At 64.8% G+C, this 14131-nt stretch carries 14 protein-coding genes, 1 pseudogene and 1 other annotated feature; of the genes and pseudogenes, 4 read left to right on the top strand and 11 right to left on the bottom strand.

What is annotated here, in order from left to right:
• Positions 1-332 (bottom strand): annotated as a pseudogene (locus D2V17_RS11685) (biotin/lipoyl-binding protein); the annotation flags it as partial.
• A 343-nt stretch (positions 333-675) separates the two neighbouring features.
• Here D2V17_RS11685 and D2V17_RS11680 point away from each other — a divergent pair.
• Positions 676-2094, top strand: coding sequence for an MFS transporter (locus tag D2V17_RS11680; RefSeq protein ID WP_015456756.1), 1419 nt, complete (start codon positions 676-678; stop codon positions 2092-2094).
• 387 nt (positions 2095-2481) lie between these two features.
• Here the strand turns inward: D2V17_RS11680 and D2V17_RS11675 are convergent, their stop codons facing one another.
• From D2V17_RS11675 to D2V17_RS11665, 3 genes are all read right to left on the bottom strand, one after another.
• Positions 2482-3492 (bottom strand): cation diffusion facilitator family transporter, encoded by a 1011-nt coding sequence (locus tag D2V17_RS11675; protein WP_245978685.1) that lies wholly within the window; start codon positions 3490-3492, stop codon positions 2482-2484.
• A gap of 232 nt (positions 3493-3724) precedes the next feature.
• On the bottom strand, positions 3725-4603 hold the full coding sequence (locus tag D2V17_RS11670; protein WP_015456758.1) for a hypothetical protein: 879 nt from the start codon (positions 4601-4603) through the stop codon (positions 3725-3727).
• A 3-nt stretch (positions 4604-4606) separates the two neighbouring features.
• On the bottom strand, positions 4607-4834 hold the full coding sequence (locus tag D2V17_RS11665; protein ID WP_015456759.1) for a heavy-metal-associated domain-containing protein: 228 nt from the start codon (positions 4832-4834) through the stop codon (positions 4607-4609).
• A gap of 162 nt (positions 4835-4996) precedes the next feature.
• Between D2V17_RS11665 and D2V17_RS11660 the strand changes: the two genes are divergently transcribed.
• Together D2V17_RS11660 and copM are read left to right on the top strand one after the other, a co-directional pair.
• Positions 4997-5191, top strand: a complete 195-nt coding sequence (locus tag D2V17_RS11660; RefSeq protein ID WP_015456760.1) for a heavy-metal-associated domain-containing protein — start codon at positions 4997-4999, stop codon at positions 5189-5191.
• Between the two features lie 19 nt (positions 5192-5210).
• A complete protein-coding gene (gene copM / locus D2V17_RS11655) occupies positions 5211-5504 on the top strand; it encodes a CopM family metallochaperone (RefSeq protein ID WP_015456761.1) in 294 nt (97 codons plus the stop codon).
• 563 nt (positions 5505-6067) lie between these two features.
• Here copM and D2V17_RS11650 read toward each other — a convergent pair.
• The 6 genes from D2V17_RS11650 to D2V17_RS11625 all read right to left on the bottom strand — a co-directional run bounded on the left by D2V17_RS11650 (position 6068) and on the right by D2V17_RS11625 (position 11694).
• A complete protein-coding gene (locus D2V17_RS11650; protein WP_039581767.1) occupies positions 6068-7261 on the bottom strand; it encodes an MFS transporter in 1194 nt (397 codons plus the stop codon).
• 17 nt (positions 7262-7278) lie between these two features.
• The gene (locus D2V17_RS11645; protein ID WP_147367374.1) at positions 7279-7743 is read right to left on the bottom strand and encodes a MerR family DNA-binding protein; all 465 of its coding nucleotides are present in this window, start codon (positions 7741-7743) and stop codon (positions 7279-7281) included.
• A 20-nt stretch (positions 7744-7763) separates the two neighbouring features.
• Positions 7764-8174 (bottom strand): 2Fe-2S iron-sulfur cluster-binding protein, encoded by a 411-nt coding sequence (locus tag D2V17_RS11640; RefSeq protein WP_039578015.1) that lies wholly within the window; start codon positions 8172-8174, stop codon positions 7764-7766.
• A gap of 13 nt (positions 8175-8187) precedes the next feature.
• Positions 8188-8451, bottom strand: coding sequence for a glutaredoxin family protein (locus D2V17_RS11635; RefSeq protein WP_015456765.1), 264 nt, complete (start codon positions 8449-8451; stop codon positions 8188-8190).
• A 244-nt stretch (positions 8452-8695) separates the two neighbouring features.
• Positions 8696-9163 (bottom strand): Cu(I)-responsive transcriptional regulator, encoded by a 468-nt coding sequence (cueR, locus tag D2V17_RS11630; RefSeq protein WP_015456766.1) that lies wholly within the window; start codon positions 9161-9163, stop codon positions 8696-8698.
• On the bottom strand, positions 9160-11694 hold the full coding sequence (locus tag D2V17_RS11625) for a heavy metal translocating P-type ATPase (protein ID WP_015456767.1): 2535 nt from the start codon (positions 11692-11694) through the stop codon (positions 9160-9162). The genes cueR and D2V17_RS11625 overlap by 4 nt, the downstream gene beginning before the upstream one ends.
• A 752-nt stretch (positions 11695-12446) precedes the next feature.
• Here D2V17_RS11625 and D2V17_RS21560 point away from each other — a divergent pair.
• Positions 12447-12851, top strand: coding sequence for a hypothetical protein (locus D2V17_RS21560; RefSeq protein WP_147367372.1), 405 nt, complete (start codon positions 12447-12449; stop codon positions 12849-12851).
• 1 nt (position 12852) lies between these two features.
• Here the strand turns inward: D2V17_RS21560 and D2V17_RS11615 are convergent.
• Positions 12853-14081, bottom strand: a protein-coding gene (locus tag D2V17_RS11615) for an IS3 family transposase (protein ID WP_119592530.1) whose coding sequence is annotated in 2 segments (ribosomal slippage) — positions 12853-13793 and positions 13793-14081 — 1230 coding nt in all. Because the reading frame shifts where the segments join, the coding sequence is not laid out codon by codon here.
• Positions 13684-13800, bottom strand: a sequence feature (AL1L pseudoknot). Its footprint overlaps the gene before it by 117 nt.
• Positions 14082-14131 lie beyond the last annotated feature (50 nt).

Raw genomic sequence — 14131 nt, 5'->3', positions numbered from 1 at the left:
GCGAGTCCCAGCCGCGCTTCGGCTTCGCGCGTCGCCGCGCGTGCTGCGGCGTGCCGCGCCGCGAAAGGCGCACTATCGAGGCGAAAGAGGATCTGACCGCGGCGGACTATCTGCCCCTCGGGGACGCTGACATGGGCGATATAGCCCGAGACGCGCGGCTTGAGGTCGACCGTCTCGACCGCCGTCAAGCGCCCGGTATAGGTCGAACGCGGCACGTGATCCTGCACGACCACCGATGCTGCAAGCACCATCGGCGGCGCCGGAGCGGCGGCCTGTTCATCGCCTCCCGGCCCGCCCACCCAAAACACCACCAGCCCCGTCGCCAATATCATACCCAGTGCCGCGGCAACCCGTGATTTTCGCATCTCAACCTCCGAATCAGCGCCCGCTGATCCGAATGGATGGGGGCGTTCAAACTCGGGGGTTGCGGTTTTCCATCGTTGGAGGGTCAAGGGCTTTTTCGCCGGTAGTTTGAACAGGGAGGCGCGCGCGGCGAATTTCCACACGGCGTCCGCCGCCGCGAATTTCCGCGCTCGACCTCGCTACGGCCCCTCAGGCGCATACCTCGATCGATCGAGACGAAATTAGGCTTTTGGCTATTGACCATGCCAGCGTTGGAAGCCCGACCCCCGGCATCAATCGCAATAAGCGGGAAACTGATCTTGGGGAATTCCAATGCAGGACTTCATACCCGATCCGAAGAGATGGGCCGCTCTCGCGCTGCTTTGCGCCGCCCAGTTCATCGTGATCCTCGATACATCGATCATCGGCGTGGCCTTGCCCGCCATGCAGGCCGACCTCGGCTTCAGCGCGGGCGGGCTGAGCTGGATCTTCAATGCCTATGTCATCGCCTTTGGCGGCTTGCTGCTCCTCGGCGGACGGCTGGGCGATCTGCTCGGCGCCCGCCGCATCTTTGCGGGCGGATTTGCCATACTCACCTTGGCGTCGCTGCTGGCAGGGCTGGCGCCAAGCCAGGAGATGCTGCTTGCCGGACGGGCTTTGCAGGGCGTGGGCGCCGCGCTGATCGCGCCATCCGCCCTCACCATCCTCATGCGCCTTTTCGGGCATGATGGTGCCGAACTCGGCAAGGCGTTCGGTTTCTGGGGCGCCGCTGCCGCGGCGGGCGGCTCGGCCGGCGTGTTTCTGGGCGGCGTCATTACCGAATGGATGAGCTGGAACTGGACCTTCCTGATCAACGTGCCGCTCGGCCTTCTCGTGCTGGCGCTCGTTCCGGCCGTGCTCGGCAAGTCACCGCGCAGCAGCGGCGGCATCGACTGGTTCGGGGCGATCAGCGTCACAGGTGCGCTTGTCAGTCTCGTCTATGCCATCGTCTCGATCGAATCAGCCGGCTCCGACCCTTCGCAGACATTGTCGATACTGGTGGTTTCGGGAATTCTTTTCGCAATCTTCCTGATTGCCCAGTTCGCGCGGCGCGAGCCGCTTCTTCCCCTCGGCATTTTCAAGGCGCCGAACCTCGCGGCGGGCAATCTCGTGATGGCTTTGCTCGGGGCCGCCTGGATCCCGCTTTGGTTCTTCCTGAACCTCTATCTCCAGCAGATCCTCGGCCTCTCGGCGCTCGCCAGCGGCCTCGCGCTTTTACCGATGACCGTGACGATCATGGTCGTGATGGTCGGCCTTTCGGGCAGGTTGATCGGACGGTTTGGCGCCAAGCCCAATCTTGTGCTCGGGCTGCTGCTCATGGGCGGCGCGCTCTGGATGTTCGCGAACCTGCCGCCGGACGGAACTTTCTTGATGGACGTTCTGCCGGCTTCTCTCCTCGCCGCCTTCGGCATGGCCCTGGCCTATATTCCGACGACGATGACGGGCATGGCCGGCGCGAGGCCCGAGGAGACAGGCCTGGCATCAGGGCTGATCAACACGACCTACCAGATCGGCTCCGCCATCGGCCTCGCCATCATGGTTGCGCTCTCGACCTCCGGTTCCGGCGAAGGCACCGGCCAGACCGCCGAAACCATGCTGGCCGGTTTCCAGACCGCCTTCCTGGGAGCGGGGGTCGCCGCCGGTGTTGCCGCGCTCGCGGCGCTGCTGTTCGTTGGAACCTCCGGGCCGCAAAAGGATGTACCGGTCGGCTGAAAGCCTCACGTCAGCGGGGGCCATGCCTCCGCTGGCGCGGCATATGGAGGACGCGGGTTTCGCGGGGACGGCTGGGAATCGGCGCTGTTTTCGGCAATCAGGTGCTCCCGTCATACTCGGCCAATGATGGATGCCCCCGCCCAGCGATTCGGGGGCGGATGGCTTCAAGCGCCCAGACTGCGGGTTTCTGCGTTTTGGGACGACAGCCCGTTCAACAGGATCGAACGGATGGAAAAGACAGGAACGCGACTCCCGCGCGCGGCTCTGATCCTGTAGGTATCCCGCAAGCGAAGGTCTCCGGCAGGAGATCCTTTTCGGAGCGAACGGGGGCTTTTCGTTCGACCTCCACCATTCATCGACGAGGGTCGAGCCATGACGCGCAGCCGGCTAGTGCGCGTGGCCTGTATGAGCCGCCATTGCCTGGCCGGGCGCGTCGAGGCTGCAACCGGCATTTCCGTCCCAGTCGATCCCGATTGTCGGGTGCTCGATCTGGAATTTCGTCTTCAGTTCGTGCTCGACCTGGCCAATCACATGGCGGATATCGGCTCCGTCCGCCGGCTGCACCTGGAGCGTCGCCAGCACGCGCCCCGACGTCAACGACCAGATATGGATATGGCTGGCATTCTGCAGGCCCGGGACGGCCGCACGAAGATGTTCGGATATTTCGGAACTGCTGGCGTTGGCGGGCGCGCCTTCGAGCAGGATATGCAATGTGTTCTTGAGCAGGCTCCACGCGCTGCGCAGGATCAGCAGCGACACGAGCACCGAGAGAATAGGGTCGATCGGGGTCCAGCCCGTGAACCAGATCGCGCCTGCGGCCACGATGGCGCCGACGGAGCCGAGCAGGTCGCCCATCACGTGCAGCACCGCACCCTTGACATTGACATGGTCTGAATCGCCGCGGGTGAGAAACCAGAGGACGAAAAGGTTCACGAGCATGCCCGTGAGGGCGACCACGAACATCGAGCCGGCCAGAACCGGTCCCGGATTCTGGAAACGCTCGACCGCTTCGTAGAGAACCCACGCGACAATGCCGAACAAAGTGAGGGCATTGACGAACCCGGCGATCACCTCGAACCGGGCGTAGCCAAAGCTGCGCTGCCCGTCGGCAGCCCGCCTTCCGAGACGGAAGGCGGCGTAAGCGAGGCCGAGCGCGATGGCGTCGGTCAGCATATGTCCGGCATCGGCCAGAAGCGCGAGCGAGCCCGAGAGATATCCGCCGACAGCTTCGACGAACATGAAGGCGAAGATGATCAGGAAGGAAAGGAGAATCTTGCGTTCGTTATCCTCCGTAACCACCGGAAGATGCGAGTGATCATGGTCATGTCCGCCCACGTGGTGGTGATCATAGCCATGTCGATCGTGGGATGAGCGTGGATTTGGCATGGTTCGTTCCATCGGTTTCGGTTCGGCGGAGCCGGGTTTGATCCCAAGGTCGGCGGCGCCTGTTACGCAGCTGGCGCTTTGGCACGGATGTCCGCACTTCCGATCTACTATGGCCGGCCGCGATCAACTGTACGCGCGATATGCCCGACCCTGTCCGCGAAGAGACCGGGCGATATCGAATTCGTGTGGCTTGCATTAGAAGTTCGAGAAAGGGGCGCGGTTGCAACGGCGTGCCCCGGCGCGGTCACGGCGCCGGCGGAACGGTGACGACGAAGGGCACCGTCCGCACCTCGCCGCCACCCATGAACTGGATCCACAGTGCATAACGGCCCGCGCGTGGCGGCGCTGCGTGAAGCATCAGCTTGGCCGGGATGGCCGCCCCTGGATCGGCATGGGATCCATGCGCGTGCTGCCCATGTGCATGATGGCCGCCTTTCGGAGCATCCGCCATGGCGTGCGCGTGAACATAGCCGAGATCGTCGGTGCTCACGAAGACCGCATGCGCGGGCACGCCGAGATAGAGCCCGAGATCGGTCGCGGGCCTGCCATCCTTCAAAATCGTCAAGGCGATCATGTTTTCGGCGCCGGCCCGGAGCGCCGCGGCGTCGAGCTCGATCGAATAGGGGCCGTCGGATCCCTCTGCGGCGGCGACCGGCGGCGATTGCTGCGCGACCGGGGTCTTTTCAACATCGACCGGCACGTCGAAGCGGACGACCTGCTGGCCGAGCCCCTTCGGCATGACATCGGCGTACACATGATAGAGCCCGGCCTTGGGGAAACGCACCTCGATCCGGAAGCGCCCGTCCGGCCCGGGTTTCTCCGGATGCTCGTGCACGAAGGTCGAGAAGGCGCTGTCGGTCGCCAGCAAGTGGAGTTCCCGCGCCAGTTCCTCGTCGAACTGGGTGACGGGCTGCCCCGTCATCTTGTCGGTAAAAGCGATCACCAGCTCGCGCGCAAGCGGCCCGGTCTCCCGGACAGTGAGTTCGGCGGTCACTTTCTCCGTGATGCCGGGAAGAGCAAAGGCACCGCTCAGGGGAGCCTCCGCCGCGAAGGACGGTCGTGCCGCCATGCCCGTCACCGCCAGCGCCGCCGCGCCGGCCATGAAAAAATGTCTGACATCCATGATCTAATCTCCCGATCGGATGGCTGCGGCTGCGGGACGTGTCCCGGCCGGATAGCCTGCTTCGCTGAGCGCCGCGAGGAATGCGGCTTCGTCCGCCACGCTCTCGACCCGAACCTCGCGCGCGGGCGGGTCGGTTTCGATGCGGGCCTGCGGGTCGACGCTTTGCAGCGCCCTGGTGACCGACCTGGCGCAGCCGCCGCAGGTCATATCGGGGATATAGAAACGGCGCATAAAATCTCCTGGTGATGCGATCTTCAGGCGATGTGGGGTTTGCCATCGTGACAAGGTCAAGGACCGCAGGGCGAAATTATTTTTTCACGAACGACGCTTGACCTGCCCACGATGGCAAACCCCATCTCCATCGGCAGGAACCCGAGAACAAAGGAGAATCCCATGCAATTCCTTGTACCCGATATGACGTGCGGTTCCTGTGTGCCGCACGTCACCGACGCTATCGCCAAGGTCGATCCCGGCGCCGTGGTCGAGGCCGATACCGTCGCCCGCACAATCACCGTCACTACCTCCGCCAGCCAGCAGGAAATCGAGGAGGCACTCACCGACGACGGCTATCCCGCCACCGCGATCTGAAACAGGAGAAGTGAAGCGCATGGAACATGACCAGCATCGCGGCCACATGCGATCGCCCCCTTCCGGAAACCCGGTCATTCGCGCCTATCAGGAAGCGAATGACCGGATGCACGCCGCCATGACGATCAAGTTCAGCGGCGATGCCGATTTCGATTTTCTTCGCGGGATGATTCCGCATCACCAGGGCGCCATCGAGATGGCGCAGGTCGTCTTGAAACATGGAGCCGACCCCGAGGTGCGCCAGCTGGCCGAAGCGATCATCGCCGCCCAGGAGAATGAAATCGAACAAATGCAGCGGTGGCTGAACCGCTAGGCCGCCTGCCACATCTCGCCGACCCGTTACCCCTCCCTCAGCCCCCCTGAGCGGGTCGGTCAAGTGCCCGAACGTCGGTGAACACCGACGCCCGGCCATGGGTGCGCTTCGGTATCCAATCATGGAGCCGGGGCGCGCTTCATCCGGCTTCCCGGCCGAAATGCTTTGGTCTTGCCCGTCCCGAAACCCGTGACCGCATCGCGCATTCGACGCCATCGGATAAAAGCACATGATCTGCGACGCCGGCCGGTCGGGGCGCGATCAGCCTGCGATGCTGCCGGGCTGTCGACAAGGTTCAAATATGGGCGCCGGTCCGAAAGTTGCCGGCCACTTGCGATCGGCTTCGCCCGCTTCATCTGATGGTATATTTCCCTGCCTCGGCATCGCGGCATATGTGGGACTTTTTGGCCTTGGGACGCGGAGCCTCTCGAATATTTGGACCTGTTCGCCGCAGACCCGCCGCAATGCGGACCATTTGCGATTGTTGGCGGATCCCCGGCGCCGGCATGAAATCTTCGGATATGGCTCCGATCCCGGCCTCAGCGGTGCCGGTCCCGATACCGTCACCTGGCCGCGATCTCCGGTCGCGAGCGCCGCACCGCGAACCAGGCTGTCGCAAGTCCCGCGACCAGCAGCGCCGGGAATGCGGCGATGTTGACCGTCGCCCAGCCTTGACCGGTCTGTATCGTGCCGGCCGCGAGCGTCGCGAGCGCCGTGGTGCCGAACACGAGAAACTCGTTGGCGGCCTGGGTTCTGGCGCGCTCCGCCGGTTCATAGGCTTCGGTGAGAAGGGTCGTGCCGCCGATAAACAGGAAGTTCCAGCCGACACCGAGGAGAAGCAGCGAGGCCTGGAAGGCCAATAGCGCCGACCCGCTGAGCGCGATAGCAAGGCTTACCGACAAGAGGAGTGCGCCTGCGACGAGGATACGCAGCACCCCGAAGCGGGCGATGAGCCCGCCGGTGAAGAAGGACGGCGCGAACATACCGACGAGATGCCAGCGCGTGACGCTGGCCGCGGCATCGACCTCGTGGCCAGCGGCGACCACCGCGAGCGGCGAGGCGGTCATCACGAAGCTCATCACGATATAGGCGGCGGCGGCATTGAGCGCCGCGACGACGAACACCGGCTGGCGCATGATCGCCAGCAGCGGGCGTCCGCGCGCGTCTGCCTCCGCCGCGATCGCGGGCGGCGTCGCGCGCAAAGCTGCAAGCACGGCGATAGAGAAGAGAGCGAGCAGCGCGGCAGCGAGAAAGGCCCCCATATATTCGGCCGCCGGAACAAGCGCGCGCGTTCGCGCTGCTACCTCGGGGCCGATGACCGCGGCGGCCACTCCGCCCGCCAGGACCCATGATACGGCCTTCGGGCGGAACGCCGGCGCGGCGAGGTCGGCGGCGGCGAAGCGGTAATACATGGCGGACGCCTGGAAGACGCCGATCAGTGCGTTGCCGAAGCAGAACAGCGCGAAGTCCCCTCTGGCGATTCCCCAAGCCGCGAGGCTGGCGCCCGCGGCGCCGACGAAAGCGCCGAGCTGGAAGCCGGCGCGGCGCCCGATCCGCGCCATCAGCATCGAAACCGGAATGGTCGTGACGGCGGTGACGACGGTGCTTAGTGCGAGGGGGAGCGTCGCGAGGCTCGGGATCGGCGCAAGCGCCGCCCCAACGAGCCCCGAAAAAGTGAAGATCACCGAGAGCGTCGAAAGATAAAGTGCCTGGGCGACGCTGAGGATCAGAACCGGCCTGCGCGCGCCACCGGACATTTCTATCATCTCTTGCGTCACGTCCGCCGCTCCGTCGACGCGCACCACGGGGCCAATGCCGCTTTCTCCGCGGCGAACCGCGCCGGGTTGCGGCGGAGGCGGAGGCGCGCGCGTCCAGCCGGGGCTATCGCGGCCTTGTCGTTTGCCATGTCATTGCGGTTCGGCCCGTCGCCGCGCGCGTCGCTTTTGGCGAAGGAGGCGAGATGCTCAAGCGCGCTCACCATCGCCTGAATGTCGGTGATATGGCGCTTCAGCGCATCGGCGTGGCGGTGCGCGATCGTCCCGGCATCGGCGTCCGAACGGGCGCGCCAGAGCTGAAGCAGGATCAGCGCCCGTTCGATTGTCAAGCCGAGATCGCGGCCGCGGCGGGCAAGGCGCAGCATTTGCGAAAAGGCGCGGCGGCTGCCTGCCGTGCCGCCCACCCTGGCGATGAAGCCTATTTGCTCCAGATCCCGGATCAGCCTCGCCGAAGCGCCGATCAACATGGCGGCCCGCCCGACATTCATGATGCCGTCTTCCCGCCTGCTTGGCGCGCCGCGTACTGAAACGGTGGCTCGGTGTTGGCGCGCGTGGCATCATCGGGTGCGGCGACATCGGTTTTGACGCGGCGGGCCGGGTGGGCAACGGCTTCATCCTCCTTGCCGAGCCATGCGACCTCAATGTTGGTGAGCGGCTGTGCGCGGCACGCCAGAATGAGCCCTTGCGCCTTTTCCTCGGGGGTGAGTGCGAAGCACGTGTGGGGCAGCATGTCGACCTCGCCAGCCACGAGCCGCGACTTGCACGTGCCGCAGCGGCCCGAACGGCAGCCATGCGGATAGGCGATGCCGGCATCGAGCGCCGCCTCGAGGATTGTCTGGCCGTCGCCGACCGCGATGGCGCGGCCGGCTTGGTGGATATCAACGGTTCGCGTCACGGCCGCCCCCCGCTCAAACGGCGTCGGCGAGGCCAAGCGCCTCGACGAGCCTCGGCTTCTGCGATGCGAAGGTTCCGTGGAAGATTTGGTCGCCAACAAGCGTGATCGGTGCGACGCGCACGCCGGTGCGCATCTTGGCTTCCGCCATGATCGCCGGGTCCGACATATCCTTTTCGGTCCAGGCGAGTCCGCGGCTGGTCAGCCACGCCTTAAGTGCTCGGCAATCGGGACAGGTCGCTGTGGAATAGATGAGTATCTCGGGAGTGGTCGCAGGCATGATCTTGTTCCTTGTCGGTCACGAGCGGCGGAGAGGAGCGACGGCTTGGGGCCGTCGGAATGCCTCCTCGTGCTGGCCGCCCGCCAGGAGATGCGGCTTCCAACGATGGCAGGGTCAACCCTAATTCGGTCGAAGCGAATGCCGATGATGTGTGGTCAGTCGGCGCCGACGTCGCTGGCGTGGATGTGCCGGATTCGCCCGGGTTCAGCCAGACAACGGCCAGGGCCCACAGGGCCGGGCGGGCTCAGTGCCGCCGTGCGGGCGGCCCGCCGGGTCCGCCGAAACGCTGCGGCTCGCGGGGTTCGAGCCGCGAGGGCTCGCCGTCGTCGTCGGCCAGCCCTTCGATGATCGGGCAGTCGGGGCGGTCATCGCCGTGGCAATGATCGGCGAGCGTTTCGAGCGTCCGCACCATCGCTTCGATTTCGGCCATTTTTCCGCGGAGCCGTTCGATATGTCCCAGCGCGAATGATTTAACATCGGCGCTGGCGCGGCTCCGGTCCGACCAGAGGCCGAGCAGCTCGCCGATCTGCTCCACCGTAAAGCCGAGATCGCGCGCGCGCCGGATGAAGCGAAGCCGATGCACGTCGGCCTCGTCATAGTCGCGATAGCCCGAGTCGTGGCGCGCGGCCTTGGGGATGAGCCCCGTCTGCTCATAATAGCGGATCATTTTCGTCGAGACCCCCGACAATTTGGAAGCGCGGCCGATGTTCATGCTGCCTCTCCTTCTGCGTTTTTGTCGGACGCGATCACCGGCCGGAACGCCTTCAGCCTGAGCGCGTTGCTTAGCACGAAGACGCTCGACAGCGCCATCGCACCAGCCGCGAAGACCGGCGACAGCAAAGTGCCGTTGAGCGGATAGAGCGCGCCGGCTGCGACGGGGATCAGCGCCGCATTATAGCCGAACGCCCAGAACAGATTCTGCTGGATGTTCCGGATCGTCGCCTTCGACAGCGCGATCGCATTGACCACGCCGCGAAGGTCGCCCGACATCAGAACGACGTCGGCGGACTCGATCGCAACATCAGTGCCGGTGCCGATCGCCAGGCCGACATCGGCCTCGGCGAGCGCGGGGGCGTCGTTGATGCCGTCGCCGACGAAAGCAACCTTGCGGCCCCCCGCCCGAAGCCGGTTGAGCGCATCGACCTTTCCGTCGGGAAGCACTTCGCCGACCACCTCGTCGATCCCCAGCGTCCGCGCGACGGCATCGGCCGTCGCCTGATTGTCGCCGGTGATCATCGCGACCTTGAGTCCGAGCGCGTGCAGCGCGCTGATCGCCTCGGGCGTCGTGTCCTTGATCGGATCGGCGACCGCGATCACCGCCGCAAGCTTGCCGTCGATCGCGGCATAGAGCGGGGATTTGCCTTGCGCGCCGAGTTCGCGGGCCTTGGCGGCAAAGGCCGAGACATCATGCCCCAGCTTGTTCATGAACCGGTCGGCGCCGACCCGAACGTCGCGATCGCCGACCCGCGCCGAAACGCCGTACCCGGGAATGGCTTCGAATGCTGTGGGCGACTGGACGTCAAGACCCCGCGCGTCCGCGGCAGCCACGATCGCCTCGGCGATCGGGTGCTCGGACTGGCTTTCGACGCTGGCGACCAGCGCGAGCACCTCGTCGCGCCCGAACCCGGCCGCCGGCTCGATGTCGGTCAGTTCGGGGCGCCCCTTGGTCAACGTGCCGGTCTTGTCGAGCGCCACGACGCTCACGTCGCGCAGCGTCTGAAGCGCCTCGCCCTTGCGGAACAGCACCCCCAGTTCGGCAGCGCGCCCGGTTCCCACCATGATCGACGTCGGGGTCGCAAGACCCATCGCGCACGGGCAGGCGATGATCAGCACCGCGACCGCATTCACCAGCGCGAAGGTCAGCGCCGGATCGGGGCCGAAGATGAGCCAGATCAGGAAGGTCAGCCCCGCGATCCCCATTACTGCGGGGACGAACCAGGCGGTCACCTTGTCGACCATCGCCTGGATCGGCAGCTTCGATCCCTGCGCCTGCTCGACCATGCGAATGATCTGCGCCAACACCGTGTCCGCGCCGACCTTGGTCGCGCGGAAGGTGAAGGCGCCGGTCTTGTTGATCGTGCCGCCGACGACCGCTGCGCCCGCGGACTTGGCAACCGGGACCGGCTCGCCGGTGATCATCGACTCGTCAACATAGGAGTTTCCGTCAACAACTTCGCCATCGACCGGCACGCGTTCGCCCGGACGCACCTGGACGATATCGCCCGTACGGACATCCGCGAGCGCGACTTCCAGCGCCGTGCCATCGCGCACGACGCGGGCGGTTTTCGCCTGCAGTCCGACGAGCCGCTTGATCGCCTCCGACGTTCGCCCCTTGGCCTTGGCCTCAAGATAGCGGCCAAGCAGGATCAGCGCGACGATCACCGCCGCGGCTTCATAATAGACATTGGCGGTGCCCGCCGGCAGCACGCCGGGGGCGAAGGTCGCGACCAGCGAATAGCCCCAGGCGGCGCTCGTCCCCAGCGTGACGAGCGAGTTCATATCGGGCGTGCCGCGCAGGATCGCGGGAATGCCCTTCTGGAAAAAACGTAGCCCAGGCCCGAAGAGCACCAGCGTGGTTAGGACGAACTGGATCAGCCAGCTCGTCTGCATTCCGATCGTGGCCATGACGAAATCATGGACCGCGGGGATGAGGTGCGAGCCCATCTCGAGTATGAAGACCGGCAAGGCCAGCACCGCGGCGAGAAGCAGCGACCGGCGCAAGCCGATGAGCTCCTCTTCGCGCGCCGAGGCTTGCTGGTCGGACGATGCGCCATCATCCTCAATCCGGCGCGGTTCGTAACCGGCGCCGCGGATCGCGCCCTCCAGATCGCCAAGCGACGCAATGCCAAGATGATAGCGGATGCTGGCTTTCTCGGTCGCCAGATTGACGGTGGCGGTAATGACACCTGGAACCTTGGACAGCGCTTTTTCAACATGACCGACGCACGACGCGCACGTCATGCCCGCAACGCCAATTTCGACCTCGACCTCGGGCACCTGATAGCCCGCGCGCTCGATCGCCTGCACGACGGCAATCGGGTCAGCGGCGCCCGCGAATGTCACATCGGCGCGTTCGGTCGCCAGATTGACGCTGACCCCGTTCACGCCCGGCAGCTTGGCGATCGCCTTTTCGACATGGCCGACGCACGAGGCGCAGGTCATATCGGCGACGGCGACGCTTAACTGCGCCAATCTGGTGGCCGGGTTATCGCTTTCGCGCTTCAATTGCACCACATCGGCCATCACAAAATCTCCGGTTTTCTTCGATTGACCGGGTTGTGGGGTTTCCAACGATGGGAAGGTCAAGGGGAAAACTTTCCGAACCGAAGACTTCCCGCACGTATTTCGACCCGCAATTCCTAGGCGACGCCGAACAGTTCTGGGATGCGGCGAAGCCGCCGAAGCGACGGCGCGGCCCCGCGCGGTTCACACTCTCGTCCCAGCCATCTCGCCTGACCTTTCCGAGGGACGACTGCGGCGGCCGACACGGCCGCGCCCCATATAATCAGTATATTGGCTGAGCGGACTGGGCAGCTACAGGAAATCACATGATTGCCGGGCAAACTTCCAAGGCCTGATAGCCGGTTCCATTGCTCGCTCTCCAAAGCCTGAATGCAGGCAGTCCGCTTCCCGCCCCAAAGCCGCCGTTTCACCATTTTGGAAATCACTGACTCCGCGAGCGGAGAATCGGCCGATGGCTGGCCGGCAGCGCATAGGAGCAAAACCGCGAGAATTGGGTGATTTGGGACCGTCCACATTTAGCCATACAGGGCTGGAAAGCATACATCACTACGGATCGGCTCGTTGCCCGGATTTGACATCTGTTTCACATATCGCGGTCCAGAGCGGGGATCGCGATCCCGATCATATGACCTTTCATGCCGCACCGCGCCCCCAGCATCCGAAGAAAATCGAATATTGTGTGATCAGGGACACAGAGCATGGTCACCGCGGCCTTATCTCCTTGAAACATCCACTATATTGAAGCCGGTGATATGAAGCACATCCTCTTGCACCTGATGCCGTCACCGATCGTTTCGGTTCCGTCAGGTACTCAAATAGGCGCGGCAGGCAGGAAGTCGGGACAGCCAGGCCGCGGATTTGAGCGAGCCGGGGTGATGGCGGACGGCGTCGGGGCGCGGTGGCGGTTCGCAGTGACATCGCTGATGACCGCAATGACGATGGCGGTCGGTCAGCCGGTGCTGGCCGATGTTACTGATCAGACCATGCTGGACGCGCTGCCGGAGCGTTTCGGCCCCGATCTTTCCGCACAGTCCTTCGGGGACGAACAACGGGCGCTTGCGAGCACCGTGAGCGACTATCTGTCGGGCAGCTATTGTATCGCCGGCCAGCGATCGATCGTGAACCGCCCCGCGATTGCCGGAGGCCATTTGGTTTGAGTTATGCCGCCATCGGGCGTTCGTCCAGCATGGCGTAGTATCGTGCTTCGGCTTCGGCGGGCGGGATGTTGCCGATTGGCTCGAGCAACCGCCTGTTGTTGAACCAACTCACCCATTCGAGCGTGGCATGTTCGACAGCCTCGAACGACCGCCACGGCCCGCGTCGGTGGATCACCTCGGCTTTGTAGAGTCCGTTGATCGTTTCGGCCAAAGCGTTGTCGTAGCTGTCGCCAACGCTGCCCACCGAAGGTTCGATCCCGGCTTCGGCGAGACGCTCGGTGTACTTGATCGAGACGTACTGGCTACCGCGGTCGGAGTGGTGGATAAGACCGCCATGATGGACGGGCCGCCGATGATGGATCGCCTGCTCCAGGGCATCCAGGACGAACCCGGCATGCGCGGTCCGGCTCACTCGCCAGCCCACGATATAGCGGGCGAACACGTCGATCACGAAGGCGACGTAGACGAACCCGGTCCAAGTCGCGACGTACGTAAAGTCCGACACCCACAGCATGTTCGGCGCCGGGGCATGGAACTGCCGGTTGACCTGATCGAGCGGGCAAGGCGCCGCCTTGTCGCTCACCGTCGTCTTCACCGGCTTGCCCCGGATCACGCCCTGCAGACCAAGATCGCGCATCAGCCGCTCGACCGTGCATCGGGCGATGTCGAAGCCTTCGCGCTTCATCTGCCGCCACACCTTCCTTGCACCATAGACGCCGAAGTTCTCGGAGAACACGCGCAGCACCTCGGGCTTCAGGGCCTGATCGCGCTGGGCACGGGCCGACATTCGCGAGGGATCGCGCCGCTGCGCGACACGCTCGTGGTAGGTGGATGGGGCGATCGGCAAAACCCTGCAGATCGGCTCGACCCCGTACTCCTCGCGATGCTCGTCGATGAACCCGCTCATCGCTTCAGTGGGCGGTCGAGCTCCGCCTGGGCAAAATAAGCAGACGCCTTGCGCAGGATCTCGTTGGCCTGGCGCAGCTCGCGGTTCTCGCGTTCCAGCGCCTTGAGCTTGTCAGCCAGCTCGGACGGAACGCCAGCACGCATGCCCTTGTCGACCTCGGACTTCTTCACCCACTCGAGCAGCGTGTAGGCCGAGCAGCCAATCTTGCCGGCAATCGATGTCACCGCGGCCCAGCGCGAGGGATGATCCTTCTCGCTGTCGAGAACCATCCGCACCGCCCGCTCGCGAACCTCGGGTGAAAACTTGTTCGTCGTCTTGCTCATAGACCCTTCCTCTCAGGAGTTGGGGCCTCCGGCAATCGCGGGGCGGTTCA

The organism is Aurantiacibacter xanthus (assembly GCF_003584015.1).
Taxonomy (GTDB): Bacteria; Pseudomonadota; Alphaproteobacteria; order Sphingomonadales; family Sphingomonadaceae; genus Alteraurantiacibacter; species Alteraurantiacibacter xanthus.
This window is presented reverse-complemented; position numbering and strand designations above follow the sequence as displayed.

Excerpts from the sequence above, each read along its gene's own strand:
- D2V17_RS11680 (WP_015456756.1), top strand. The coding sequence starts at position 676 with ATGCAGGACTTCATACCCGATCCGAAGAGATGGGCCGCTCTCGCGCTG.
- D2V17_RS11675 (WP_245978685.1), bottom strand. The coding sequence starts at position 3,492 with ATGGAACGAACCATGCCAAATCCACGCTCATCCCACGATCGACATGGC.
- D2V17_RS11670 (WP_015456758.1), bottom strand. The coding sequence starts at position 4,603 with ATGGATGTCAGACATTTTTTCATGGCCGGCGCGGCGGCGCTGGCGGTG.
- D2V17_RS11665 (WP_015456759.1), bottom strand. The coding sequence starts at position 4,834 with ATGCGCCGTTTCTATATCCCCGATATGACCTGCGGCGGCTGCGCCAGG.
- D2V17_RS11660 (WP_015456760.1), top strand. The coding sequence starts at position 4,997 with ATGCAATTCCTTGTACCCGATATGACGTGCGGTTCCTGTGTGCCGCAC.
- copM (WP_015456761.1), top strand. The coding sequence starts at position 5,211 with ATGGAACATGACCAGCATCGCGGCCACATGCGATCGCCCCCTTCCGGA.
- D2V17_RS11650 (WP_039581767.1), bottom strand. The coding sequence starts at position 7,261 with ATGTCCGGTGGCGCGCGCAGGCCGGTTCTGATCCTCAGCGTCGCCCAG.
- D2V17_RS11635 (WP_015456765.1), bottom strand. The coding sequence starts at position 8,451 with ATGCCTGCGACCACTCCCGAGATACTCATCTATTCCACAGCGACCTGT.
- cueR (WP_015456766.1), bottom strand. The coding sequence starts at position 9,163 with ATGAACATCGGCCGCGCTTCCAAATTGTCGGGGGTCTCGACGAAAATG.
- D2V17_RS11625 (WP_015456767.1), bottom strand. The coding sequence starts at position 11,694 with ATGGCCGATGTGGTGCAATTGAAGCGCGAAAGCGATAACCCGGCCACC.
- D2V17_RS21560 (WP_147367372.1), top strand. The coding sequence starts at position 12,447 with ATGAAGCACATCCTCTTGCACCTGATGCCGTCACCGATCGTTTCGGTT.